The sequence below is a fragment of the Burkholderia sp. AU39826 genome (assembly GCF_020419965.1).
Taxonomy (GTDB): Bacteria; Pseudomonadota; Gammaproteobacteria; order Burkholderiales; family Burkholderiaceae; genus Burkholderia; species Burkholderia semiarida.
The window spans coordinates 23,304-49,433 of record NZ_JAIZQG010000026.1 but is presented as its reverse complement, the minus strand read 5'-3'; the positions used below and the strand labels follow the sequence as shown (position 1 = coordinate 49,433).

Annotated in this window: 18 protein-coding genes; 9 read left to right on the top strand and 9 right to left on the bottom strand. The window is 69.8% G+C overall.

The window, feature by feature from the left end:
- Positions 1–52: 52 nt before the first annotated feature.
- Genes arfB through recC form a run of 4 tightly spaced genes read right to left on the bottom strand, consistent with a single transcriptional unit; the run spans position 53 to position 9,799 of the window.
- Positions 53–457, bottom strand: coding sequence for an alternative ribosome rescue aminoacyl-tRNA hydrolase ArfB (gene arfB, locus LGM42_RS29265; RefSeq protein WP_059573930.1), 405 nt, complete (start codon positions 455–457; stop codon positions 53–55).
- Entirely contained in the window at positions 454–2,760 is a 2,307-nt protein-coding gene (locus LGM42_RS29260) for an AAA family ATPase (RefSeq protein WP_226234084.1), read from the bottom strand. Before LGM42_RS29260 ends, arfB begins: the two co-directional genes overlap by 4 nt.
- Positions 2,757–6,464, bottom strand: coding sequence for an exodeoxyribonuclease V subunit beta (gene recB, locus LGM42_RS29255; protein ID WP_226234083.1), 3,708 nt, complete (start codon positions 6,462–6,464; stop codon positions 2,757–2,759). The genes LGM42_RS29260 and recB overlap by 4 nt, the downstream gene beginning before the upstream one ends.
- On the bottom strand, positions 6,461–9,799 hold the full coding sequence (gene recC / locus LGM42_RS29250) for an exodeoxyribonuclease V subunit gamma (RefSeq protein WP_226234082.1): 3,339 nt from the start codon (positions 9,797–9,799) through the stop codon (positions 6,461–6,463). The genes recB and recC overlap by 4 nt, the downstream gene beginning before the upstream one ends.
- A 182-nt stretch (positions 9,800–9,981) precedes the next feature.
- Between recC and LGM42_RS29245 the strand changes: the two genes are divergently transcribed.
- Complete coding sequence (locus LGM42_RS29245) at positions 9,982–12,273, top strand: FUSC family protein (protein WP_226234081.1); 2,292 nt, start codon at positions 9,982–9,984, stop codon at positions 12,271–12,273.
- 202 nt (positions 12,274–12,475) lie between these two features.
- Here the strand turns inward: LGM42_RS29245 and LGM42_RS29240 are convergent, their stop codons facing one another.
- Positions 12,476–12,637: a hypothetical protein gene (locus LGM42_RS29240; RefSeq protein ID WP_006476417.1), complete on the bottom strand. Its 162-nt coding sequence runs from the start codon at positions 12,635–12,637 to the stop codon at positions 12,476–12,478.
- Between the two features lie 243 nt (positions 12,638–12,880).
- On the opposite strand from LGM42_RS29240, the gene LGM42_RS29235 reads away from it, so the two are divergent.
- The 3 genes from LGM42_RS29235 to LGM42_RS29225 are packed head-to-tail and all read left to right on the top strand — an operon-like array spanning position 12,881 to position 16,386.
- Positions 12,881–13,924 (top strand): Fe(3+) ABC transporter substrate-binding protein, encoded by a 1,044-nt coding sequence (locus tag LGM42_RS29235; RefSeq protein ID WP_226234080.1) that lies wholly within the window; start codon positions 12,881–12,883, stop codon positions 13,922–13,924.
- Positions 13,914–15,608 carry an ABC transporter permease gene (locus LGM42_RS29230; RefSeq protein WP_413227434.1) on the top strand — a complete coding sequence of 565 codons (1,695 nt, stop codon included), beginning with the start codon at positions 13,914–13,916 and terminating at the stop codon, positions 15,606–15,608. Before LGM42_RS29235 ends, LGM42_RS29230 begins: the two co-directional genes overlap by 11 nt.
- Positions 15,609–15,612: 4 nt before the next feature.
- Complete coding sequence (locus LGM42_RS29225) at positions 15,613–16,386, top strand: ABC transporter ATP-binding protein (protein ID WP_059644073.1); 774 nt, start codon at positions 15,613–15,615, stop codon at positions 16,384–16,386.
- Positions 16,387–16,416: 30 nt separating this feature from the next.
- On the opposite strand, the gene LGM42_RS29220 is transcribed toward LGM42_RS29225, so the two are convergent.
- The 4 genes from LGM42_RS29220 to LGM42_RS29205 all read right to left on the bottom strand — a co-directional run bounded on the left by LGM42_RS29220 (position 16,417) and on the right by LGM42_RS29205 (position 18,874).
- Positions 16,417–16,887, bottom strand: a complete 471-nt coding sequence (locus tag LGM42_RS29220) for an Lrp/AsnC family transcriptional regulator (RefSeq protein ID WP_059573939.1) — start codon at positions 16,885–16,887, stop codon at positions 16,417–16,419.
- Positions 16,888–17,125: 238 nt separating this feature from the next.
- Positions 17,126–17,767, bottom strand: a complete 642-nt coding sequence (locus LGM42_RS29215) for an NAD(P)-dependent oxidoreductase (RefSeq protein ID WP_226234079.1) — start codon at positions 17,765–17,767, stop codon at positions 17,126–17,128.
- A gap of 132 nt (positions 17,768–17,899) precedes the next feature.
- Positions 17,900–18,355, bottom strand: coding sequence for an Rrf2 family transcriptional regulator (locus tag LGM42_RS29210; protein WP_059644068.1), 456 nt, complete (start codon positions 18,353–18,355; stop codon positions 17,900–17,902).
- Between the two features lie 90 nt (positions 18,356–18,445).
- Entirely contained in the window at positions 18,446–18,874 is a 429-nt protein-coding gene (locus LGM42_RS29205; RefSeq protein WP_059573942.1) for a hypothetical protein, read from the bottom strand.
- A 197-nt stretch (positions 18,875–19,071) separates the two neighbouring features.
- Between LGM42_RS29205 and LGM42_RS29200 the strand changes: the two genes are divergently transcribed.
- The 5 genes from LGM42_RS29200 to LGM42_RS29180 all read left to right on the top strand — a co-directional run bounded on the left by LGM42_RS29200 (position 19,072) and on the right by LGM42_RS29180 (position 26,115).
- Positions 19,072–19,407, top strand: coding sequence for a hypothetical protein (locus LGM42_RS29200; protein ID WP_060313383.1), 336 nt, complete (start codon positions 19,072–19,074; stop codon positions 19,405–19,407).
- Positions 19,408–19,661: 254 nt separating this feature from the next.
- The gene (locus tag LGM42_RS29195) at positions 19,662–20,855 is read left to right on the top strand and encodes an ammonium transporter (protein WP_059573944.1); all 1,194 of its coding nucleotides are present in this window, start codon (positions 19,662–19,664) and stop codon (positions 20,853–20,855) included.
- Positions 20,856–21,045: 190 nt separating this feature from the next.
- Entirely contained in the window at positions 21,046–23,004 is a 1,959-nt protein-coding gene (locus LGM42_RS29190) for a PhoX family protein (protein ID WP_060313376.1), read from the top strand.
- A gap of 661 nt (positions 23,005–23,665) precedes the next feature.
- Entirely contained in the window at positions 23,666–24,490 is an 825-nt protein-coding gene (locus LGM42_RS29185) for an IclR family transcriptional regulator (protein WP_059573946.1), read from the top strand.
- Positions 24,491–24,744: 254 nt separating this feature from the next.
- Complete coding sequence (locus LGM42_RS29180; RefSeq protein WP_226234078.1) at positions 24,745–26,115, top strand: MdtA/MuxA family multidrug efflux RND transporter periplasmic adaptor subunit; 1,371 nt, start codon at positions 24,745–24,747, stop codon at positions 26,113–26,115.
- Positions 26,116–26,130: the final 15 nt, after the last annotated feature.

The window sequence follows — 26,130 nt, the reverse complement described above, 5'->3', positions numbered from 1 at the left end:
CGGGCCGCGCGCGGCGGACCTTCGCCCGCGACGAGCACCGGCCCGTCGTTCGTCAGTCGACCACCTTCCCTCGCCCCGACTTCACCACGCTGCGGCGCGACTTGTGTTCGAGCCGCCGTTCTTTCGACGCACGCGTCGGCCGCGTCGCGACCCGCGCACGCGGCGTGTACGCGACGCTGCCGATCAGCGTATCGAGCCGCGCGAGCGCCGCCTCGCGGTTCTTCTCCTGAGTCCGATATTCCTGCGACTTGATCACGACGATGCCGTCGCGCGTGATGCGCTGGTCGGACAGCGCGAGAAGCCGCTCCTTGAGCACCGGCGGCAGCGACGACGCGCGGATGTCGAAGCGCAGATGAATCGCGCTCGACACCTTGTTCACGTTCTGCCCGCCCGCGCCCTGCGCGCGCACGGCGGTCCATTCGACCTCGGCCGGATCGAGCGTGTAGCGGATCATCATCGCGAAACCTCCATGCGGCGCTGGGCGAGCGCCTCGTCGATGCGGGCCGCGAGCCCCGAATCGCGCTGCGTGCGCGTCGCGACTGCCTGCGCCAGCACGCGCCGCGGCCCGATCACCTGCACGCGCGTGCGGGCGCGCGTGACGGCCGTATAAACGAGCTCGCGCGTAAGCACGCGGCCGAACGACGCGGGCAGCACGAGCGCCGCCCCGTCGAATTCCGAGCCCTGCGATTTGTGCACCGTCAGCGCGAACGCCGTCTCGTGCGGCGGCAGCGCGGCCGGCGACACCGCGCGCACGGTGCCGTCCGCGCGCCGGAACCACACGCGCAGCACGCCTTGCGCGTCGGGCAGCGCAATGCCGATGTCGCCGTTGAACAGCCCCAGCGCATAGTCGTTGCGCGTGACCATGATCGGCCGCCCGGTGAACCAGTGCGCGCCGACCGCGAGCGGCACGCGCGCCGCATGCCGCACGTGCGCGGCCACCAGCGCATTGACGTGTTCCGCGCCGCGCGAGCCGCCGCGGGTCGCGCACAGAATCCGGAACCGGTTGAGCGCGTCGAACAGCGGCAGCGGATCGGGCACCGGCGCGGCCAACGCGTCGCGCAATGCGTCGAGATAGGCGCCGAAGCGCCGCGCGAGCCGCTCGACCGTCGACGACGCCAGCGTGTCGCCCGCATCGTCATGAAACGACGCGGCGGCCGAGTCGTCGGCAGGCAGCGCATCGAGCGCCGCCTGCACGTCGCCGCGGCGGATCGCGAGCGACAGCCGCCCGATCGGCGAATCGAGACCGAACCGGTAATTGCGTTCGAGCCACACGACGCAATCCGCGAGCGGTGCCGGAGCGGACGTGCCGGCGGACGCGGCGGCGACTTCGCCGGTCAATGGCGATGCGGCGGCCGTCACCGATGCGAGCGCCGCATCGGCCGTGTCGAACGGCGGCAGCTCGACGGTGTCGAGCCAGGCGAGTTCGTCGGCCTCGATCCAGGCGGGCGCAGTGCCCCCTGGTGCGCCGGCATCGGCCGGTGCCGACTCCGCGCTCGGTGGCGGCGCGATGCCGGGCGACGACGCTTCGTCGTCCTGCGGTTCGTCGTCGAAGAGCGACGCCTGTCGCGTATCGACTTTCGGCCGAGCCGCCGGCTTGCGTGAAACGGGTACGGGCGCCGATGGCGACGCCGAAGCCCGTGCGGAAACGGAAACCGGATGCGCGGCCGGAACCGCAGCCGGTGCGGCTTCGTCCGGCACCGGCAACGCCGCGACGAACGCCGCCTCGTCGATGCCCAGCGCCTGCGCGATGCGCGTGCGCGCCGCGGCCGTGAACGCCGGCCGCGCGCTCAGCTCCGCGAATACCGCGCCGGCCTCGACCGCGGCCAGTTGATCCTTGTCGCCCAGCAATACGAGCCGCGCGCCCGGCGCGAGCGCGTCGAGCAGATGCGCGGCGAGCGCGACGTCGATCATCGACGCCTCGTCGACAACGATCAGATCGTACGGCAACGGATTGTCGCGATGATGCCGGAAACCGCCTGCTCCACCGCCGCCCAGCAGCCGATGCAGTGTGTACGACGTGTCGGGCAGGCGCGCGGCGAGTTCCGGCGGCAGATCGCCGGCGCGCGCGTGCAGCGCCTCCTGCATCCGCTGTGCGGCCTTGCCGGTCGGTGCGGCCAGCGCGATGCGCAGCCCCGGGTGCGCGTCGAGCAGACAGGCGAGCACGCCGACGACGGTCGTCGTCTTGCCCGTGCCCGGCCCGCCGCTGACGATCGTCACGCGGCCCGTCAGCGCGACGATCGCCGCGACGCGCTGCCAGTCGACTTCGCCAGTGGCCGGCCCGAAGTAACGGGCGAGACTGTCGCGCAACCGGTCGGGCGACAGGCGTTCGTCCGGCGCGGCGACGCCGGCCTGCGCGACGAGCGCATCGGCGAGCCGCCGTTCGTAATCGAAATAGCGCGACAGGTACAGGTGATCGAGCCGGTCGACGATCAGCGGCCGCTCGTCGCCGCGCGCGAGCGTGCCGAACGCGACCACGCCGCTTCCCGCCAGCGCCGCGCGGACCTCGTCGAGCGGCGCTTCGTAGCGCTGCGCGAGCGCGCCAAGCGCGACGCACACGTGGCCGCCGGCGGTCGCGCGGCTCGTCGCGAACGCGGCGCGCGCCGCCCAGCGTGCCGATGCGGGCGGCGCACCGGCACGCCGCGCGAGGTCGCCGATGCGGCGCGCGAAGCCTTCCGCGAGCGCGATGCCGAAATCGGCCGGCTCGGGCAGCCGCGCGACGAGGCCGCCGGTGAATTCGAGCATGTCGTCGGACGCGGTCATGCGCGGCTCCCTTCCATCATCCGGTCGAGTGCGTCGACGAGCGCGCGCGCGGGCCGCCGCGCATGCACGCCGGCCGGCTCGCCGCCGCTGCGCCAGCCGGGCCGCACGCCGCGCACGAACAGGTACAGGTAGCCGGCGATGTGCGTGTCGTAGTCGTAATCGGGCAGGCGGCCACGCAGGTAACGGTGCAGCGCGACCGTATAGAGCAGCGCCTGCAGGTGATACGCGTGATCGGCCATCGCGACGTCGAGCGCGCGCGGGCCGTAGGCATCCGGCGTCGTGCCGAGGTAATTCGACTTCCAGTCGACGATCCAGAAACGGCCGTCGTGTTCGACGATCATGTCGATGAAACCCTTGATGAAACCGGCGAGCGTGCCCGCCTCCAGTGCAACGTCCGGATAGCCGTGCGCGACCAGCAGCCGGCGTAGCGCCATCAGGTCGAGCGACGGCGCCGGAAACAGGAAGCCCATTTCGTCGAGCCGCTTCGCCGGATCGAGATCGGCAAGCCGCATGCCCGGCACGAGCTCGGTGTGCACGACGTCGTCGACGAGCCGCGCCATCATCGCCGGCAGGCGCGCCGCAAGTTCCGGCTCGGCCTCGACCGGCCGGTCGTGCAGCGCGCCGAGCGCGGCGGTGTGCCACGACTCGGGCTCGGTGAACCGGCTGAGCTCGAACAGGCGGTGCAGGCATTCGCCGGCCGCAGCGCCGCGCGGGAACATGAGGATGTCGTCGTCCGGCGGGCCGGCCGCGGCCGTATCGGCCAGTATCGGTTCGCCGTCGGGCGTCACCGCCGCAAGCGCATCGTGATCGGGCCGCAGTTCGTCGTCGGGCACGGCCGCGACGCCCGCCTCCTCCCGCGCCATCGACGCGGTCAGCGAGCTGAAGCTCGCCATCCGCCACGCATCGCGCAGCACGCGTGTCGCATGGCGCGCCGCGAGCGTCTGCGACGCGTCGTGCCCGGCTTCGAGACGCTCGCGGCGCGCAGGCACCGGCAGCGGCGCGACGCTCACGGGGCCGCCCGCGAGCGCGTGCCACGCCGCGTCGAGCGCGGCTTCGTCGGGCGGCTCGTCGAGCCACGCATCGAACGCATGACCGGCCCCCGCGACGAGCCAGTTGAGCACGCTGCGCCGCGCTTCGCGCGTCGAGCGCGACGACAGGTAGGGCCCGGCGACGACATAGCAGCGATAGACCGCGCGCGTGAGCGCCACGTAGACGAGCCGCGCGCGTTCCGCGGCCTGCTCGCGCAGCGCCTGGCGCGCCGCGTGCGCGGCCGCTTCGTCGTCGCATCCGTAATGCAGCACCGCATCGCCCGCCTCGTCGTGATACTCGCGCGCATCGGGCAACGCGGACGACGGCGGCTCGCGCAGCCCGCCGTCGTTCAGGAACGGACAGAACACGATCGCGTATTCGAGCCCCTTCGACTTGTGCACCGTGACGATCTGCACGAGATTGCGATCGGATTCGAGCCGCAGTTGCGCTTCCTCGCCGCCGCCGTCGAGCCGTTGCGCGGCGAGCCAGCGCAGCGTCGGCGCGATGCCCGGCTGCGCGGATGCACGGGCCTGTGTCAACTCGGCCAGATGGTTGATGTCGGTCACGCGGCGCTCGCCGTCCGCACCGGCCATCAGCCGCTCGGCGATCCGCAGCTCGCGCGTGAACGTGCGCCACATCACCGCGAAACCGCGTTCGCGCCACAGCAGCCGATACCGCGAGAAGCGCTCGACCCAGCTCATCGCGTCGGCACCGTCGGCCGCCGGCGCGCCGGGTGGCGCACCGCCGTCGCCCTGCTCCATGCGCCACAGCGCGCCGGCATCGAGCCCGAACCAGTCGGACGCGAGCGCCGCGCGCAGGCGCCGCAGGTCGCCCGGCGCATCGATCGCCGCCAGCACGCGTTCGAGCTGCTCGGCGTCGCCGGTCGAGAACACCGACGCCTGCGCCAGCTCGACGCTGCCGATGCCCCACGTCGCGAGCACGCGCTTCACGAGGCTGCCTTGGCGGTGCGTCTGCACGAGCACCGCGATGTCGCCCGGCGACAACGGCGTGTCTCCCAACCGCACGCGCCCTTCACGCGCGCCGCGCATCAGCCGCGCGATCTCGGCCGCGCACGCCTGGGCGGCCTGCGCCTGCGCATCGCGCTTGAGCAGCGTGCGTTCGCCGCCCGGCAGCGCCCACACCCGGAAATCGCCGGCAGGGCCCGGATCGGTTTCGTCGACGAACGGCGCACGCACGCGCGTGCCGGCGCGCACCGCGTAATAGTCGAGCCCGTCGAGCACGAACGCGCGCGGATTCGACATGAACAAGCGGTTGCACGCGTCGACGATCGCGGGCGTCGAGCGCTGGTTGACCGCGAGCGTGTAGCACGCGCTCGCCCGTGCGCGCGCGGCGAGATAGGTATGCAGATCGGCCGCGCGGAAACTGTAGATCGCCTGCTTCGGATCGCCGACGAGGAACAGCGGGCCGCCCGGCGCGAAGATCCGGTCGAAGATCGCGAACTGCAGCGGATCGGTATCCTGAAACTCGTCGATCAGCGCAGCCGGATAGCGTGCGCGCAGCGCCTCGGCGAGCCACGGATGCGCGTGCAGCGCGTGATACAGGTTCGCGAGCAGATCGTCGAACGACACGACGCGCCGCGTGCGCTTGCGCTCGGCCAGCTCGCGCGGCGCCATGTCGAGCCATTCGGCGATCAGCGCGAGCCAGCGCGCGCGCTGCGTGGCCTCGGCCGCGGCCACGGCGGCCTCGAGCGCGTCGGCCAGGTCGAAGAACGCGTGGGCGGGCGTCGCACCGCCTTTTTTCGTCGCCTTGGTCAGTGCGGTTTGCGTGAGCTTCAGCGCGGCTTTCGGCAGCGCGGCCGTCGCATCGCCCTGCGCGAAATGCGCCGCCCACGCGGCGAGCGCATCGGCGAGCGCGTCGGGCTTGTGCGAGCGCTGATTGAGCGCGGGCTGCGCGGCGCGCAGCAGCGCATCGATCGCGTCGCGCTCGGCCGCCCACATCCGCGCGGCCTCCGCGAAGCATTGGGCCGCGGCCGCTTCGGCCGATTCGTCCGGCTCGGTCACGCCATCCCAGCGCAGCGCGGCAAGCGGCTTCTTCAGCCGGCGTGCGAGCTGCGCATCGAGCGCGGCCGGGCCGGCGCCCGATTCGACGAGCCACGTCGCGAAGCCCGGCCAGCGCGCGGCCGCCGGTTCGACACGCGTGCGCCAGAAATCCGCCGCGAGTTCGAAGCGCAGCGACGCATCGTCGGCCTCCATGTCGAACGCGAACGGCATCGCCGCCGCGAACGGCGCTTCCTGCAGCGCGCGCTGGCAGAACGCGTGGATCGTATGGATCGCCGCCTGGTCGAACGCGCGCAGCGCACGCCGGATCCGCTTCACGGCCGTCTCGGGATCGAGCGCGCCGTCGTCGCCGAGCGTGGTCTCCAGCAGGCGCGCGATGAACGGATCGCCGCCGTCGTCGCCCGTGTCGAGCGCATGCGCGAGCTGCGCGAGCCGGCCGCGAATCCGCTCGTGCAACTCGGCCGTCGCCGCTTTCGTGAACGTCACGACGAGGATCTCGTCCGCGCCGAGATCCTTTTCGAGCAGCAGGCGCACGTACAGCGCGCAGATATTCCAGGTCTTGCCGGTGCCGGCCGACGCCTCGATCTGGTTGACGCCGTCGAGCGGGCACGCGAATACGTCCAGTTCGAACGCCTGCTGCTGCGCCCCGGCGCTCATGCGACCTCCTTCAGATGCTCGACGAGCGGCTCGAACACGAGCCGCGCGAGCGTGCCGAACGGCTCGTCGAGCGACGGATGCGCGCCGCGCCACGCGATCGCGATGGCCGGATCGTCGGCTTCGCTCACGACCCGCTCGTTGATCCACACGCTCGCGGCCTTGGCCTCGCCGTCGGACACGCGCGCCCATGCGCTGCGCGGGAAAAACCGCAGCGGCATGCGCCGCCCCGCGCGGAACAGCGCGGCAAGCGGCGCGAGCCGTTCGAGCGGCGCCGCGACGGGCGTCAGCTCGAACGCGCCGCCGCTGCCGAACCACAGCGTGCGGCGCGGGCCGCCGGGCTCGATCGCGCAGTAGACGAGATGCGCGAGCCATGCGGACAGGTAGTCGCGCGCGCTCGGCCGCGCATAGCGGTAGATGACCTGGCCGGCCGGTGTCAACCGGTTCAGCGTGCCGTGCAACTCGAGCGGCGCGCTCACCGCGTCGGCCGCCAGCATCGCGTCGTCGGCGCCGAACAGCGCCTGCTCGGTGTCGGGCCATTTCGGCACGACGGCGAGCGAGAACGGCCGCCGCTCGATGCCGCCGGCCAGCGCACCGCGCACGTTCGACGCAAGCTGCGCCATCGAGCCGAGCGCCTGGTCGCGCCACACCGCGCCCGTCGCGCCGCCGGGCAGTTCGGGGCTCGCGTCCGCGATGCGCAGCGCGTGATCGTGCACGCCGCCCTCGCCCGCTTCGATCAGGAGCGGCAGCACGCGCTCGGCAAGCGCGTCGCTGCCGGCAAAGTCCAGCGCGAACGGCTCGGTGTCGAGCAGTTCGGCCTGCGCGTCCGCCAGCACGATGCCGAGCCGGCCGCGCAGCAACGCGCGCGCCGGATGCCGCCAGAAACGTTCGAATTCGCTGAACGCGACGGGCTCGACCGGCTCGGCCGGCAGCGGCTGCGCGAAGAACGGCTGCTCGCGCGGCCCGCCGCGCGACGCTTCGGCGGCCAGCAGCGACGCAAGCGTCGCCCGCTCGGCGTCGTACGAAACGAGTTCGCTACCGGGCTGGAAATACGCGGCCGCGAACGGCTGCAGCGGATGCTCGACGATGAACGCGCGCCGCGCGGCATCGACCGCATCCGGTGCGGCGCCGGGCCCCGCCGTGACGATCGCCAGATGATCGAGTAACTCGTCGACGAGCGCCGCGGGCGGCAACGGCGCATTGTCGCGGATGCTGCGGCCCGTATAGGCGATCAGCAACCGGTCGCGGGCAGCCAGCAGCAGGTCGAGAAACAGATTGCGCTCGTCGTCGCGGCGCTGCCGGTCGCCCAGCTTCGGCAGCACGGCCATCAGGTCGAATTCGTCCGCGCGCGCGAGGCTCGGCAGCACGCCGTCGTCCATCCCGAGCAGGCAAACGATGCGATACGGCAGCCCGCGCAAGCTCGTGAGCGACGAGAACGTGACGCCGCCCCACGGCACCCCGCCGCGGGCCGGATCGTCGAGTGCCGCGGTGAGCCCCGCGCGGACGACGGCCGCCGGCAGCGCCTCGTCGGGCGCGCCTTCCGTCATCGCGGCCAGCATCGCGTCGAGCGCGTCGCGCACGCCGGCCAGCGCGTCGGCATACGCGGCGCCCGAATCGAAGAAGCGCGCGAGCGTGTCGGCGAACAGCTCGCTCCAGCCGCGCGGCGTGTGCGACTGCGCGAGCCGCCGCGCGAAGCCGTCGAGATCGTCGGTGAAGCGTGCGAGCCGGCCGAGCAGTTCGGCCTCGCTGCCCGTGGCCGCCTCGATCGGCAGCCACGCACCGATCGGCGCCGCGCCTTCGGGCATCGCATAGCCGAGAAAGAGCCGCGCGAGCGCATCGGAGAACGTATGGCGCGGCGCGGGCACGGCCGCGTCGTCGCTCGCGCGCGGCGACAGCCCGCGCCGTGCGCCGGCGGCCGCGAGCCAGGTCTGCACCGTTTCGAGCGCGGCCGCGTCGATGTCGTAGCGCGCGGCCACCGCATCCACGCGCAGCCATTCGACCAGCTCCGGCGCGCCGACCTGCCGCTCGGGCAACGCGAGCCAGTCGAGCAGCACGCGCGCGACCGGGTTCGCCTGCGACGGCGGCAGGCCGGTGATCCGGTACGGCACCCGCGCGCCGCCGGCGCCTGCGGTGCCGAACACCGCGTCGATCAACGGCCCGGCCGCGGCAAGATCGGCGACCGCGACGAGCACGTCGGACGGCTGCAGGCTCGCATCGGCGTCGAACCACGCGAGCAGCCGGTCGTGCAGCACCTCGAGCTGGCGCGCGAGGCTGTGGCACACATGCACCTCGATCCCGCGCTCGAGCGGCGTGCCGCCGATGTCGGCCTCCGGCTGCAGTTCGAGGATCGCGTTCTGCACGCGCGCGAGCCACGTCGGTGCGGGATTCTCGACGAAACGCGACGCATCGCCCGACGCCGCGCTTTCAGTCAGCTCGTGCAGCATGTGCAGTTGCGCCTGCGTCTGCCTGCCCCATTCGGCGAGCAGCGGATGGCCGACTTCCTGGTAGTCGCGCCGCCCGGCCGCATCGAGCGCCTCGGCGTGCGCGGCGGTCACGATGTCGAACCAGAATTCGCGGCACGGGTTCAGCGCGTAAACGCGCACGTCGATCCAGCGCGACAGTTCGCGCAGCAGCGCGACGTGCAGCGGCGGCATCGTCGGCAGCGCGAACACGCTGACCGATTCGGGCCAGTCGGCGCGCGCGACCGTATCGGCATCGAGATGGCGCGCCTCGACGAGGAAACGGTGCGCCGGCGGCGTGCCGCTGTCGCTCAGCTCGGCGAGCAGCGCGCGCCACAGCGCGGCCTGCCAGCGCTCGTCGTCGCGCGCGGCGTCGCTGATCCCGCGCGGCGCGGCGTCGCCCGCGAGCACCGATTCGCCGGCCTGCCACGCGGCCAGCCATTCGGGGCGGTAGGTCAGGTAGTGATCGAGCACGGCCGCGACGCGATGGGCCAGCTCGTAGCGCATCGCATCGTCGGAGGCCGACAGATACGCGGCCAGCCGCGGCGACGCGAGCCACGGCGCGTCGCCTGCCGCCTGCGCGAACAGCCGGTAGCAGCGCCACACGAGCCGGTCGGGCGCGAACGGCGAACGCGCGGGCACCGCCAGCACGCGGCCGATCTGCGCCCACAGCCACTGCGCGAGATACGTGAACTCGACGTTCGCGCACACGCCGTTGCGCGCGGCGATGTCGAGCTCGAGGCGGCGGCGCAGCGCCGCGCTCGGCACGATGACCTGTTGCGGCGCCCACGGGCCGTTACGGGCCGGGAACGCGGCCAGATCCTCGAGCAGCGCGTCGGCCAGCGTTTCGTGACGGTTCGAATAGAAAAGATGGAGCATGAAGCGGGCGTCGGAACCTCGGACCGGCGGGGCCGGGCGAACAGGATCACCAAGGATAGCAAATGGGCCGCCGCCGCGAACCTCGGCCGGAAAGCCAGCTTTTGCGAACCGCGAAATACGATAGACTCGTCGCCAGTCAATACGCCGCCCCCGGGCGTCTTCGTCTGCCATTCAGCCCATCGATGCGCTATTCGGTCGAAATCAGAAAGTTTTTCTACAGCCAGTACTTTTTCGGCGGCCTGCGCATCGCGGTCGGCGTGTCGCTGCCGGCCGTGTTATGCCTGATCGTGTTTCACAACCGCGAGCTCGGCTTCACGATCTCGACGGGCGCGCTCGGCGCGTGCGTCGTCGACATGCCGGGCCCGCTCAAGTACAAGCACAACGAAATGCTCGCGTGCAGCGTGATCGGTTTCCTGGCGGCGCTCGCCACCGGCCTCGCGACACCGAACATCTTCGCGCTGTGGCTCACGATCGTGCCGCTCACGTTCGTGCTGTCGCTGATCGTCGTCTACGGCAACCGCTGGCCGCAGATCAGCTTCGCGACGCTGTTCATGATGGTGATGACGCTCGAGGAGAAGTTCACGCCGCTGCAGGCGTTCGTCAACGCCGGCTGGATTCTCGCGGGCGGCCTCTGGTACACGTACTGGGCCACGCTCGTGTCGCAGTGGCAGGCGCGCCGGATCGAGCAGCAGGCGCTGGCCGAAAGCCTGTTCGCCTGCGCCGACTATCTGCTCGCGCGCGCGCAGTTCTACGATCTCGACGCCGATCTCGACGAGTGCTACCGCAATCTCGTCGCCCGGCAGATCACCGCGGTCGAAACGCAGGAAACCGCGCGCGACATCGTGCTGCGCAACCTGCCGAAGCTGCGGCGCGGCAAGCTCGATCCCGGCCGCACGACGATGTACAACCTGTTCATCAACAGCGTCGATCTGCACGAGCTGTTCGTCGGCGCGCACACCGACTACCCGCTCGTGCGCAACACGTTCGGCGGAACGGACCTGATCATCTTCTACCGCGACCTGATCCGCAAGGCCGCGGCCGATCTCGAGGAGGTCGGCCTCGCGGTGCTCGAAAACCGCGCGCCGCATTCGCACATCAGCGTGAAGGCCGAGCTGCGCGCGATCGAGTACGAGATCGAGCTGATGCGCAAGAAGAACTTCGCGGCCACCCACGCGGAAGCCTATGCGGCCGTGGTCGCGACGTTCCGGCGCATCTGGAGCGCGACGCGCCTGATCGACCGGATGCGCCGCAACCTGTCGGGCCGCGCCGATCCGCAGCAAACCGAACTGAAGATCGACAAGGCGCTCACGCGCTTCCTGCAGCGCCGCCGCCTGTCGCCGCTGCTAATCTTCTCGAACCTGAACATGCGCTCGCCGAGCTTTCGCCACGCGCTGCGCGTGACGATCGCCGTGGCGGTCGGCTTCTGGATCGGGCGCCTGCTGCCGCTCACCAATGCATACTGGATCGTGATGACGACCATCATCATCCTGAAGCCCGGATACTCTCTGACCAAGCAGCGCAACGCGGCGCGTATCGTCGGTACGCTGATCGGCTGCGCGGCGAGCGTCGCGCTGATCTACACGGTGAAGGACACGCACCTGCTGATCGCGATCATGTTCGGGTCGATGGTGATGAGCTACAGCCTGCTGCTGTTCAACTATGCGGCGAGTGTCGTGTTCACGTCGTCGTACGTGCTGCTGATGTTCCACCTGCTCGCGCCGGGCAGCATGCGGATCATCGGCGAGCGCGCGATCGACACGGTGGTGGGCTGCATGATCGCGATCGCCGCGAGCCGGCTGTTCCCGTACTGGGAATACCGGCTGATGGGCAAGCTCGTCACCGACATGCTGAGCTCCACCCGCAAGTATTTCGAGGCCGTGTGGCGCGCCGGGCGCGGCATGTCGCCGCCGACGGTGCCAGCCGCCGACGGTGCCGCCGTCGTCGCGGGCGTCGCCGCGGCGATCGAATCTCCGGCGGCCAGCCTCGACGACGACTACCGCTACCGCCTCGCCCGCAAGGACGTGCACATCGCGTTCGCGAACCTCGGGCAGGCGTTCCAGCGGATGATGATCGAGCCGAAGGCGCACCAGCGCTTCGTGCCCGAACTGAACGACCTGCTCGTGCAGACGCACGTGCTCGGCGCGCAGATCACGGCTGCGGCGCCGCTGATCCGCAGCGCGTGCGCGGCCGACGGCGGGCTCGTGCACGACGACGCGCTGCAGCGCGGCCTGGCCGCCGTGCTCGACAATCTCGAGAAGGCCGAAGCCGGCGAGCCGCCGCCGGCCGACCAGCTCGAAGCGTCGAAGCAGATCACGCGCGATCTCGATGCGATGGTCGTGTCCGCGGAAAAATCCGCTGCGGTCGGCGCCGAGCTCACGCACGACCTGAAGGTGCTCGCGCACCAGTGCAAGCAGATGCTCGCGTCGTCGCTGCTGATCCGCAAGGACGCGAGCGTGATCCGCCTGCCCGCCTGAGCGCGGATGTCCGTGTTCTACGCGCGGATCCGCCCGAAATTCGCGCCCGCGTCACGTTGACGCACGGCCGACCTGTCGATACGGCGCGCCGCTTCCGGCGCGCCTGCTGCCCCGGTTCCGCACGGCGCCCGTCACGCCGGAAGCCGCGAATCGACGCCGTTCGCCTGCCGCGCGCGCCCCGAGCGGGCCGCGCACCGGCACGTCAGTGCGACGCCGCGCTCGCGGCCTCGGCCGGATGGGCCTCGTCGTACGCGTGCTTCTGCGAAATCGCGTTGTACAGGATCGTCCCGATCACGAGCAGCACGGCCACGACGATCAGGATGCTCACATTGCGGACAGGGTTCTTCTTGCGCTGATCGTTCATGGTTGGTGCTGCTCCGTCAAATTCCTCGAAGCGGGCATTCTACGCGCTTGCGCCCGCGCCGGGCCGCCCCGTTCGCCGGCCTCCGTCCCCGGCTTCCCGCCTGTTTTCCACAAGCTTTCGTTTGTTAATCATTCCCATTTCGATTTAGAATCCAGAATCTTTCACTTTGTAATGTTCCGGGTCGCTCGGGCGGCAGGCGCGCCCCGGAACGCTCCCTCGTCCACCTGCCCCACCGGAGTCTCCATGTCGAATCCGCGCACCCGCCTGCTGCCGCTCGCCGGCGCCCTCGTCCTGGCCGCGGCCACCTTCGCGCCGCTTGCCCAGGCAGCCGAGGAAGTGAGCCTGTACACCACCCGCGAGCCGAAGCTGATCCAGCCGCTCATCGACGCGTTCACGAAGCAGAGCGGCGTCAAGGTCAACACGGTGTTCGTGAAGGATGGCCTGCTCGAGCGCGTGAAGGCGGAAGGCGCGCAATCGCCGGCCGACGTGCTGATGACGGTCGACGTCGGCAACCTGCTCGACCTCGTCGATGGCGGCGTCACGCAGCCGGTGCGCTCGAAGGCGCTCGACGATGCGATTCCCGCGAACCTGCGCGGCGCGAACGGCGACTGGTACGCACTGTCGCTGCGCGACCGCGTGCTGTACGTCGAAAAGGACCTGAAGGTCGATGCGTTCCGCTACGAGGAGCTCGCCGATCCGAAATGGAAGGGCAAGGTCTGCATCCGGTCGGGCCAGCATCCGTACAACACGGCGCTCGTCGCGGCAATGATCGCGCATGACGGCGAAGCCGCGACCGAAAAGTGGCTGCGCGGCGTGAAGGCCAACCTCGCGCGCAAGGCGACGGGCGGCGACCGCGACGTCGCACGCGACATCCTCGGCGGCATCTGCGACGTCGGCCTCGCGAACGCCTACTACGTCGGCCACATGAAGAATGCGGAACCCGGCAGCGATGCGCGCAAGTGGGGCGACGCGATCAAGGTCGTGCGTCCGACGTTCGCGAATACGAAGAGCGGCGGCACGCACGTGAACATCAGCGGCGCGACGGTCGCGAAGCATGCGCCGCACAAGGCCAATGCGGTGAAGCTGCTGGAATACCTGGTGTCGCCGGAAGCGCAGGCGCTGTATGCGCAGGCGAACTACGAATACCCGGTGCGCGCGAACGTGAAGCTCGACCCGGTGATCGCGAGCTTCGGCACGCTGAAGGTCGACCCGCTGCCGCTCGCGGATATCGCGAAGCATCGCAAGCAGGCGAGCCAGCTCGTCGACAAGGTCGGCTTTGACAACTGACGCATCGCCTGCCCGCGCGTTGCGCGAGCCGCGCGGTCCGCGTGCGCGCCTGTGGCCGCGCGCGGGCAGCCTGTGGCTGATCGCGGCGCTGGCGATCGCCGCGGCGGTCGCGGCGCCGCTCGCGGTGCTCGTGGCCGCCGCGTTCGACGCCGATCTCGCGCACTGGCGGCATCTCGCCGAATTCGTACTGCCGCAGGCGCTCGTCAACACGCTGCTGCTGCTCGCCGGCGTCGGCACGATCGTGTCGATCGTCGGCACCGGCTGCGCGTGGCTCGTCACCGCGTACGATTTCCCCGGCCGCCGGATCCTGACCTGGGCGCTGCTGCTGCCGCTCGCGGTCCCCACCTACATCGTCGCGTTCGCGTATCTCGACCTGCTGCATCCGATCGGCCCCGTGCAAGGCGCGATCCGCTGGCTGCTCGGCTTCGACAGCCCGCGCCAGTTCCGCCTGCCCGACCTGCGCTCGCTGCCCGGCGCGATCTTCGTGCTCGGCTTCGTGCTGTATCCGTACGTCTATCTGAGCACGCGCGCGATGTTCGTCACGCAGTCCGCGAGCCTGCTCGAAGCCGCGCGCACGCTCGGCGCCGGCCGCGTCGCGACGTTCTGGCGCGTCGTCGTGCCGCTTGCACGGCCGGCGATCGCGGTCGGCGTGAGCCTCGCGCTGCTCGAAACGCTGAACGATATCGGCGCGTCGGAATTTCTCGGCGTGCAGACGCTGACCGTGTCCGTCTATACGACGTGGATCACGCGCTCCGATCTCGCCGGCGCCGCGCAGATCGCGCTGGCGATGCTCGCGATCGTCGTCGGCATGATCGCGCTGGAACGCTACGGACGCCGCCGCCAGCGCTACGCGCACGGCCGGCGCATGCGGCCGATCGCGCCGCGCCGCCTGACCGGCTCGGCCGCGCTCGCCGCCGCGGTGCTCGGCTGGCTGCCGGTCGTGCTCGGCTTCGGCGCGCCGGCCGCGTACCTCGCGGTCGAAACGGCCAAGCGGCTGCACCTCGTCGGCGGCGTATCCGCGCAATTGATGACGGGGCTCGCGAACACGCTGACGATCGCGAGCGCCGCCACCGCCGCGACGCTCGCGTGCGGGCTCGTCGTCGCGTGGGCCGCCCGCGCGCAGCGCGACAGCGCCCGGGCAGGCCCTGCCCGCCTGTGCGCGCGGATCGCGAGCCTCGGCTACGCGGTGCCGGGCACCGTGCTCGCGATCGGCCTGCTGATGCCGTTCGCGGCGGCCGACCGCCTGTTCGGCGCGGCGCTCGGCCGCGACGCGCTGCTGCTGATGGGCTCGGCGACCGCGCTCGTGATCGCCTATACCGTGCGTTTCCTCGCGATCCCGGCCGGCGGCATCGAGGCCGGCCTCGCGCGCATTCCGCCGTCCCTCGAACAGGCCGCGCGCTCGCTCGGCGAGACGGCGGGCGGCACGCTGCGCCGCGTCCACCTGCCGCTGCTGCGGCCCGCGCTCACGACGAGCGCGCTGCTGGTGTTCGTCGACGCGATGAAGGAATTGCCGGCCACGCTGCTGCTGCGCCCGCTGAACTTCGACACGCTCGCGACCTGGCTGTATGCGGAAGCCGCGCGCGGCACCTATGAAGAAGGCGCGGTCGCCGCGCTCGCGATCGTGCTGGCCGGGCTCGTGCCCGTGATCCTGCTCGCCCGCACCCGCCACAAGATCGGAGCCTGACACCGTGAACCTGCTCGAACTCGACGACCTCTGCGTCGCCTACGACACACCGCACGGCCGCCGCACAGTGGTCGACGGCCTCAGCCTCGCGCTGCCGCGCGGCGACATCGGCTGCCTGCTCGGCGCGTCCGGCTGCGGCAAGACCACCGTGCTGCGCGCGATCGCCGGCTTCGAGCCCGTGCGCATGGGACGCATCGTGCTGGACGGCACGCCCGTCGCGGCGCCGTCGCTCGACGTGCCGCCCGAGCGGCGGCGCATCGGCATGATGTTCCAGGATTACGCGCTGTTCCCGCACCTGAGCGCGGCCGACAACGTCGCGTTCGGCCTGCGGCGCATGCCGAAGGCCGAACGGCGCCTGCGCGTCGCGGAGATGCTCGACCTCGTCGGCCTCGCCGATTCCGGCGACGCCTATCCGCACGAACTGTCGGGCGGCCAGCAACAGCGCGTCGCCCTCGCGCGCGCGCTCGCGCCGTCGCCGGAACTGCTGCTGCTCGACGAGCCGTTCTCGAATCTCGACGTCGATACGCGCGAGCGGCTCGCGTTCGAGCTGCGCGACATCCTGAAGCACACGGGTCATACCGCGATCCTCGTCACGCACAACCAGGCGGAAGCGTTCGCGATCGCCGACCGGATCGGCGTGATGAAGGACGGCCAGCTTGCGCAATGGGATACGCCGTATGCGCTGCACCATCATCCGGCCAGCCCGTTCGTCGCGGATTTCGTGCGCCGCGACGCGCTGGCCGACGAACGCGCGCGCGCACTGGCGCGCGGCCGCTGAAGCCGCGCCGCCGGCGCGGTGGCGCGCCCGTCAGGCGGGCTCGGCCAGATCGCGCACGGGCAGCGCGGTCGAATACTTGATCTGCTCCATCGCGAACGACGAGCTAACGTCGAACAGCGGCACCGTGCGAATCAGTTGCTTGTAGACGCGGTCGTAGTCGTCGATGCCGGCCACCACGACGCGCAGCAGGTAATCGGTCTCGCCGCTCATCCGGTAGACCTCGACCACTTCCGGCATGTCGCGCACCGCCTGCGTGAAGCGCTGCGCCCATTCCTCGGTATGCTGGTTCGTGCGGATCGCGACGAACACGGTCGTGCCGACGCCGAGCTTGCGCGCATCGCACAGCGCGACCTGCGCGCGAATCGCGCCGGTTTCCTTCAGCCGCTGCACGCGCTTCCAGCACGGCGTCTGCGACAGGTTCACGCGCTGGGCCAGCTCCGCGATCGGCAGCGTGGCATCCGTCTGCAGCAGCTCCAGCAGCTTGCGATCGATGGCGTCCATTTCTCCATTCCCTCGTCGATAGAAATTTATTCTATTCATCCTGCCCAACGGGGAACAATATGAAAAGTGTCCGGGCGCGTCGACCGGTGTAAATACCGACCCGTCACGCACTCACCGCGCCAAACGACACAGGCGACGCCACCCGCGAAGCGTGGCGTCGCCTGACATTGCCGCGCGTCGCGGCTTGCCTGCCGCGCGCGGGCCGGCGCTCACACGTCGCCGCCGGCCGTCGCGCCGCTCAATACGCGACCGTCGCGATCTCGCGCACGAAGCTGTCCTGCTCGAGTGCATCGACGAACGCGACCGCGTAGTCTTCCGCCGAGATCTTGCTGTTGCCTTGCGCGTCGACGATCAGCTTGCCGGCGCCCGTGCGGAACGTGCCCGTGCGCTCGCCCGGCGCGATCAGCGCGGCCGGCGCGAAGAAGGTCCAGTCGAGATCCGCGACCGCCTTCAGGTAGTCGAGCGCGTCGCGATGCGCGAGCGCGACCGCCTTGTACGCTTCGGGGAAACCTTCGGTGTCGACGAGCTGCTTGCCCGGCGCGACTTCGAGCGAACCGGCGCCGCCCACCACGACGAGCCGCTTCAAACCGGCCTGACGCGTGCCGGCGACCAGCGCCTTCGCGACCGCGACGACCTGCGCCGCATCTTCCTGCTTCGGGCCGTACGCGCTTGCGACGACGTCATGCCCCGGCAGCGCGGCCGCGATGCTGGCCGGGTCGAACAGGTCAGCCGCCTTCGCGGTGATGCCGTCGCCGGATGCGCCCGGATGGCGCGACAGCGCGGTGACGCGGTGGCCGCGCCGCACGGCTTCCGCCGCGATGCGCGAGCCGATCATGCCGGTGGCGCCGAACAGCGCGATATTCAACGAACGTTGCGTCATGTCGATTCTCCAGAAAAGAAAATATGTAACATAGTTAATTACATATAAGACCGAAAAAAACGGGGCGAAGCCCCCGTTGCGCCGACCGCCGCGCGTACGCGCCGTCCGGCTTCCTGCCCTGCCTGCCCGCGGTCACCCGCCGGCGTGCGCCGCCCGCTGCGTGCGCTGCTCCCGATCCAGCATGTCGGTCGTCACATCGACCAGCGTGCGCGTGGCGAGCGACGCTTCCATCGCGCGCTGCGCGTCGCCGATATAGCCGGTCAGCGCGCCCTGGATGTGCCGCCCGACGAGACACGCAGGATTCGGTGCCTCGCGGTGCAGCGCGAACAGTTGCGCATCGTCGACCGCGCGATACACGTCGAGCAGCGTGATCTCGCCGGGCTCGCGCGCCAGCAGCGCGCCGCCGCCCGCGCCGAGTTGCGACGTGGTCAGCCCTGCTGCCGCCAGCATCGACAGCAGCCGGCGAATCAGCGCCGGATTCGTATTCACGCTGCCCGCGATGACGTCGGACGACAACGGCACGCCTTCCTGCATCGACAGCAAGGCGAGCACGTGAACGGCAAACGCGAACCGGCTGCTGGTATTCATTCCTGACTCACTCGGCGACGCCGGCCCGACCCGCAACCGGCGACATGTGTAACCATAATAATTACATTTCGCGGATCGTGCAAGCCCGCGTCATTCGCCGCTCGCGGGTTTCGCCCCGGCGGCGCTCTGCTGGCTCCACTGCTGGAGTTTCTTGCCGGCTTCGGCGATCTTCGCGCCCGCTTCGGAAGCCGCATGCGCGACGACCGCGGACGCCGCCGCGTCGATCTGCGCCTGCGCAGCCGACGCGAGGCCGCTCGCGGACAACGGCGGCACGGCCGACGCCGCGGACGCGATGCCGGCCTTCGCCGCGTTGATCTGTTGATTGACGGTGCTCGCCACCTGGTCGAGCGCCTTGGCCGCGTTGTTGGCGGCATCGGCGGCCGCGCTCGCGGCCGTATCGGGTTGCGCGGTCGACGTACCGGACTTCTCGCAGCCGGCGAGCAACAGCAGCGCACCGGCGGCCACGGCCGCCAGCACGGACCCGGGCACGCGACGCGCCCGCGATGTCTTCATGTTCATCAGCAATCTCCGGCCGCACGTGGCGCGACCTCGTGGTTGGACCGGTGTCGATGATACCGCCTGTGGAACAGGCCCAATGACGACCCGTTGTTAAAAATGCCTTTCAATTTCGGATTCGTCTGATTCAATCGAACGCGCCACGCCTCTAAAGTGGGCACGCCTCGATTCACTTCGTACGCGCCCCCTTTTTCTTCGTCATGGCTTTCCTCATCGATTGGTTCATCGTCCTGGCCGCGCTGCTCGCCGCCACTCTGTTCCTCTGCCTGCGCGCGCCGTCGGCGCGCCGTCTCGCCGAATCGGGGCGTCCGCGCCGCATCGCGTCCGCGCGCCTGCTCACCCAGGCCGTGATCGGTTTCTGGACGGCCGCGCTGATCGTCGCGCGAGGCATTCTCGGCGCCGATGGCGACGGCCAGTCGCTCGCGGGCTTCGCGGCGCTCGCGGTCGCCGCGATCGGGCTGTCGGCCGTCGCCCTCTACTGGTCGGCGTGCGCGCTGCGGCTGCGCCGGCCGCCCGCGCTGTTCGCGCGGCACTGACGCGCCAGATCGGTGCGTGAGCGGCGCACGCCGCGCACCGCTTCATTCGGCATACGCACCAATTTCGTCACGATCGCACCATAAACGCGCATCCGGCGAAGCGATCGGCGACCGGCGGCCACGCCCCGATCCCGTGCACGATTCACCGGCATGCCGCATCGCACGGTGCCCGGGCACCAATTTCACGCAGCCATTCACCAGCTTGGCTCGATACTTGCATTCCTCGCCCGTTTTTTGCGCAAGGAAGCCACGGCATGGATGGTCTGAAATCCGGCGTCGACACACTGTTCCTGTTGATCGGCGCCGTCATGGTGCTCGCGATGCACGCGGGCTTCGCCTTTCTCGAACTCGGCACGGTCCGCAAGAAGAACCAGGTCAACGCGCTCGTGAAGATCCTGGTCGACTTCTCGGTGTCGACGCTCGCGTATTTCCTCGTCGGCTACACGATCGCGTACGGCGTCGAATTCTTCGACGACATCGGCTCGCTGTCGCAGCACAACGGCTACGCGCTCGTGCGCTTCTTCTTCCTGCTGACGTTCGCCGCGGCGATCCCGGCGATCGTGTCCGGCGGCATCGCGGAGCGCGCGAAGTTCAATCCGCAGCTCGTCGCGACGCTGATCATCGTCGGCTTCATCTATCCGTTCTTCGAAGGGATCGCGTGGAACGAGCGCTTCGGCGTGCAGGCCTGGCTCGCGCACGCGTTCGGTGCGCCGTTCCACGACTTCGCGGGCTCGGTCGTCGTGCATGCGTTCGGCGGCTGGGTCGCGCTGCCGGCCGTGCTGCTGCTCGGCGCGCGCCACGGCCGCTATGCGAAGGACGGGCGGATCGCCGCGCACCCGCCGTCGAACATCCCGTTCCTCGCGCTCGGCGCATGGGTGCTCGCGGTCGGCTGGTTCGGCTTCAACGTGATGAGCGCGCAGACGCTCGACAAGATCAGCGGCCTCGTCGCGGTGAACTCGCTGATGGCGATGGTCGGCGGCACGCTCGCGGCGTGGATGGCCGGCCGCAACGACCCGGGCTTCACGTACAACGGGCCGCTCGCGGGCCTCGTCGCGGTCTGCGCGGGCTCCGACGTGATGCACCCGATCGGCGCGCTGGTCACGGGCGCCGCGGCCGGTGCACTGTTCGTCGCGATGTTCACCTGCGTGCAGAACCGCTGGCGCATCGACGACGTGCTCGGCGTCTGGCCGCTGCACGGGATGTGCGGCGCGCTCGGCGGCCTCGCGGCCGGCGTGTTCGGGCTGCCCGCGCTCGGCGGGCTCGGCGGCGTGTCGTTCCTGTCGCAGCTCGTCGGCACGCTCGGCGGCATCGCGATCGCGACCGCGGGCGGCACGCTCGTCTACGGCGCGCTGAAGGCGACCGTCGGCCTGCGTCTCGATCGCGAAGCGGAATTCGACGGCGCCGACCTGTCGATCCACCGCATCTCGGCCACGCCCGAGCGCGACTGAGCGCAAACGCTTGCGACCGGCGTCCGTCCGTTCACCTGACGGACGCCCGACACATCATTACGTTCTCGATTCAAAAAACTTTCATCTAGCGTCCCTACACTTCCGTCCAGTTTTCAATTTGCCTTCGCGTTGCTTGCCGTACGCCTGCATCGCGAAGGCCATGTTTCCAACAACCGAAACTGGACTCCACATGCCCGCGTTGCCCAATGCTTCCCGTCGTCAGGCCCTGAAGATCCTCGCCGGCGCGCCGATGCTTCCCCTTTCCGGCCTCGCGCTGCCGGCCCTGCTGACGGGTTGCGGCGGCGACGACGATCCCGCGTCGACGCCGGTCGCCGCCGCCTATACGTCGGCGGCCTTCTCGGCGATGGCCGCGCCGACGCTCGACAACGCGGCCGCGATGGCGACGACGACGGTCGGCTCGACGCTGTCGGTGTCGTTCTCGGACGGCTCGTCGCGCAACTTCAAGCTCGCGTACAAGCCGTTCTTCGTGACGGGCGACATGGTGCCGGACGGCAAGGGCGGCACGACGCTCGCGGGCGGCTACTACGACATCAACAACCAGCCGATCATCGATCGCTCGGTGGCCGGCAAGGAGCGCCAGTTCTATTCCGACTGCCCGGACGGCAGCTCGCTGCTGACGCTGAAGAACGCGAACGTGCCCGGCGTGAAGGGCAACACGGTGTTCGCGGTCGTGCAGTTCGAATACACGACGCGCGACCAGGCGAGCGCGTCGCAGTACGGCCAGCTGCCGTCGCCGATCGCCGTGCTCACGCTCGACCAGGACCCGGCCACCGGCGCGCTGAAGCTCGTGAAGTATCACAACGTCGACACGTCGAGCGCACACGGCCTGTGGATCACGTGCGGCGCGAGCCTGTCGCCGTGGGGCACGCACCTGTCGAGCGAGGAATACGAGCCGGACGCGACGAAGGCCGCGACCGACGCGCAGTTCAAGGCGTTCAGCAAGAACACGTTCGGCGACGAGACGAAGGCGAACCCCTATCACTACGGTCACCTGCCCGAGATCACCGTGAATCCGGACGGCACGGGCACCGTGAAGAAGCACTACTGCCTCGGCCGCATCTCGCACGAGCTGATCCAGGTAATGCCGGACCAGCGCACCGTGATGATGGGCGACGACGCGACCAACGGCGGCCTGTTCATGTTCGTCGCCGACAAGGCGGCCGACCTGTCGGCCGGCACGCTGTACGTCGCGAAGTGGACGCAGACGTCGTCGGCCGGCGCCGGCACCGCGACGCTCACGTGGATCAGGATCGGCCACGCGACCAGCAGCGAGATCGAAGCGCTCGCGAACACGCTGAAGGCGTCGGACATCATGGACCTGGTGACCGTCGACCCGAACGATGCGAGCTACACGAAGATCCACTTCGGCGGCAAGTTCAACTGGATGCGCGTGAAGCCGGGGATGGAAAAGGCGGCCGCGTTCCTCGAGACGCACCGCTACGCGGCGCTGCTCGGCGGCAGCATGGCGTTCACGAAGCTCGAAGGCACGACCGTGAACGCTAAGGACAAGATCGTCTACACGGCGATGTCGCGGATCGAGACGTCGATGGTCAAGGGCAACGCGGTGTCGCGCGACGTCGCGCTCGACAAGAAGATCGCCGCGGGCGCCGTCTACGCGCTGAACCTGAAGGCGGGCCAGCGCGACACGACGGGCGGCGCGATCGACAGCGAATGGGTGCCGGTCGACATGGGCGCGCCGGCCGCGCTCGTCGGCGAGGATCTCGCCGCGGCCGACGCGCTCGGCAACCTCGCGAACCCGGACAAGATCGCGAATCCGGACAACCTGAAGTTCTCCGAAAAGCTGCGCACGCTGTTCATCGGTGAAGACTCGGGCATGCACGTGAACAACTTCCTGTGGGCCTACAACGTCGACACGAAATCGCTCGCGCGCGTGCTGTCGTGCCCGGCCGGCGCCGAATCGACGGGCCTGCACGCGGTCGACGAGATCAACGGCTGGACCTACATCATGAGCAACTTCCAGCACGCGGGCGACTGGGAATCGCCGCTGCACGACAAGGTCAAGCCGACGCTCGACCCGCTCGTGCGCGCGAACTACAAGGACCGCTTCGGCGCCAGCGTCGGTTACCTGACGGCCGAGCAGACCAGCATCAAGCTCGCGAAGGGCTGACCGTCGCGCGCGGGGACGTTGCGCGTTGCAGGGCGCCCTGACCGGGCGTCCCTAATCGGGCGTCCCTAACCGGGCGTCCGTGACCCGGCCTCCCGGACCGGGCGTTCTTTCTTCGATCACCGTTCATTCGTCGGCGCTCCACGCCGTTTCATGCGCGATGCCCACTGCGGGCATCGCGCTTTTTTTTGCGTGAAGCGAGCGCGGCGCGCATCGCGCGTGCAGGCGGGCGCGATGCGACCGTGGACAGGCGTTTGCGGTGATCGGAGGATAATACGGGCCTGACGCGTCCGGGCGGACGGTCGGAAAGACAGGCAAAAAAAAGCGCCACGGAGACCGTGGCGCTAAAAAAGTTCTAGCCATTCCGAGGGCCGTGCTAGAACCTGAGAGACTGCGCGAAACATCGTTGCCGGTTAAACTCTTGAAACGATGTTTCGAAAACGTGAGACATTCTTTCCGTTTCCGCCCGACAAGTCAAGCGGTATTTGCACCGGCTCATGCACTTTCCGGCAACGCTCATTTGAGCGTTTTCCTAATAAACCAAGGGTGAACCCGTAAAGTCTCATCCAATGACCGGTTCTCCCGCGGAACATGCATCCTTTGACAATAGTCCTACAATACCAACAAAATTGAAATCGAGTTTCGGAATTAGAGAGAATCCCTCGTGTCGACACCTGTAACCTCTCCCGCGTCGCGGGACCGTGAATCGTCGCCCGACGAGATCACCGCCCTCGCCCGCGGCCTCGCCGTGCTGCGCCGCATCGCGGCTGCCGACGCGCCCGTCAGCAACCGCGAGCTGACCGAATTGACCGGCATCCCGAAGCCGACCGTCTCGCGCATCACCGCGACGCTCGTCAGCGCCGGCTTCCTGTTTCAGTTGCCCGACAGCGAGCGCTTCGTGCTCACCGCGTCGGTGCTCGAACTGAGCCACGGCTTCCTGCGCAACTTCGACATCCGCGCGCGTTCGCGGCCGTTCATGATCGAGCTGGCCGAACGCACGTCGCTGTCCGTGCACCTCGCGGTGCGCGACCGGCTCGACATGGTCGCGATCGACGTGATCCGCCCGCGCTCGGCCGTGCTCGTCACGCGCCTCGAGATCGGCTCGCGGATGGACATCGCGCGCACGGCCGTGGGCCGCGCGTATCTGGCCGCGCTCGAGGACGACGAGCGCCGCCTGCTGCTCGAGTCGCTGCGCACCACCGCCGGCGACGACTGGCCACACGTGTCCGCCCGCCTGACGCCCGCGCTCGACGAAGCGATGCGCGACGGCCACGCGATCGCGATCGGCGAATGGCGCGAGGGGCTGAACGCGGTCGCGGCCGGTTTCGTCGGCCCGTCGGGTCAGCGCTATTCGGTGAATTGCGGCGGCGCGTCGCACCAGTGTCCGCCCGAATGGCTGCGGGAACACGTCGTGCCCGCGCTGCAGGAATGCATCGCGAAAATCACGCGCGAGATCGGCGGCGCGCCGGCCCGGCGCGTCGGCGTGTAATCGTTTCGTCATCGCCGTGTCGCGTTCTGTAACGACCGTAACCCGTTGAAAGATAGACCGCTGGACTGTAACGGGGACGGCACGTAGGATCATGCCCATCGTCGCGCCGCACTCGCGGTGCGCACCGCTCTTTCCCGTGCGGATCGGCGGGGCCCCGGACCGAGCCGGGCCGCCCCGTCGCGTCTTCCGCATGCCCACGCGCAGCCGAGCAGTCCGATTTCCGGCCCGCCGCGCCGTCTTCCTGACAGAACACGATGGATAACGAACAAAAGCCCACGCCCCCTTCGAAAGACCCCGCGCCCGCCGCCGCCCGGCGCCCGCGCCGCACGTTGCTGATCGGTACCGTCGCGGCCGTCGTCATCGGCGGCCTGCTGTGGTGGCACCCGTGGAACCGCACGCCGGCGGCAGGCAGCACGGCGAAAGGCATGGGCGCCAGCGCCGTGGGCGGCCATCGCGGCCGCGGCGGCCCCGCCGCGATGGCGAACGTTCCGCAGCCGGTGCAGGTCGCCACCGCGACGCAGGGCGAGATGCCGATCGTGCTGTCCGCGCTCGGCACCGTCACGCCGCTCGCGAACGTGACGGTCAAGACGCAACTGTCGGGCTACCTGCAATCGGTGTCGTTCCAGGAAGGCCAGATCGTCAAGAAAGGCGACGTGCTCGCGCAGATCGACCCGCGCCCGTATCAGGTCGCGCTCGAGAACGCCGAAGGCACGCATGCGCGCGACGCGGCGCTGCTCGCGACGGCCCGCCTCGACCTGAAGCGCTACCAGACGCTGCTGTCGCAGGATTCGATCGCGTCGCAAACCGTCGATACGCAGGCGTCGCTCGTCAAGCAGTACGAAGGCGCGGTGAAGACCGACCAGGCCGCGATCGATTCCGCGAAACTCAACCTGACGTATGCGCGCATCACGGCGCCGGTCTCGGGCCGCGTCGGCCTGCGCCAGGTCGACCCCGGCAACTACGTGACGCCGGGGGACACCAACGGCATCGTCGTGATCACGCAGTTGCAGCCGATGAGCGTGATCTTCACGACGTCGGAAGACAACCTGCCGCAGATCCTCAAGCAGATGAACGCGGGCCGGAAGCTGTCGGTCACCGCCTACAACCGCAACAACACGGTGCCGCTCGAGACGGGCTCGCTCGCGACGCTCGACAACCAGATCGACACGAGCACCGGTACGGTCAAGCTGCGCGCGAATTTCGACAACAAGGAAGGCATGCTGTTCCCGAATCAGTTCGTGAACACGCGGCTGCTCGTCGACGTGCTGCGCAACGCGATCATCGTGCCGACCTCCGCCGTGCTCACGGGCTCGATCGGCCAGTTCGTCTACGTCGTGAAACCCGACAACACAGTGACGGTGCGCAAGGTCACGGTCGGCCCGGTCGACGGCGAACGCACGAGCATCGTCAGCGGCGTGGCGCTCGGCGAACGCGTGGTGACCGACGGCTCGGACCGCCTGCGCGAAGGCTCGAAGATCTCGATTCCGGCCGACAAGCCGAAAGGCGCGTCGAGCGCGCGCGGCGCCGGCGCGGCGTCGGGCGCATCGGCTGCGTCCGGTGCAGCCGGCCATCGCGGCGGACACAAGCACGGCGCGTCGCAGGCAGCGGCCCCCGCGGCCCAGTAACGCGCGGGCCGCTCG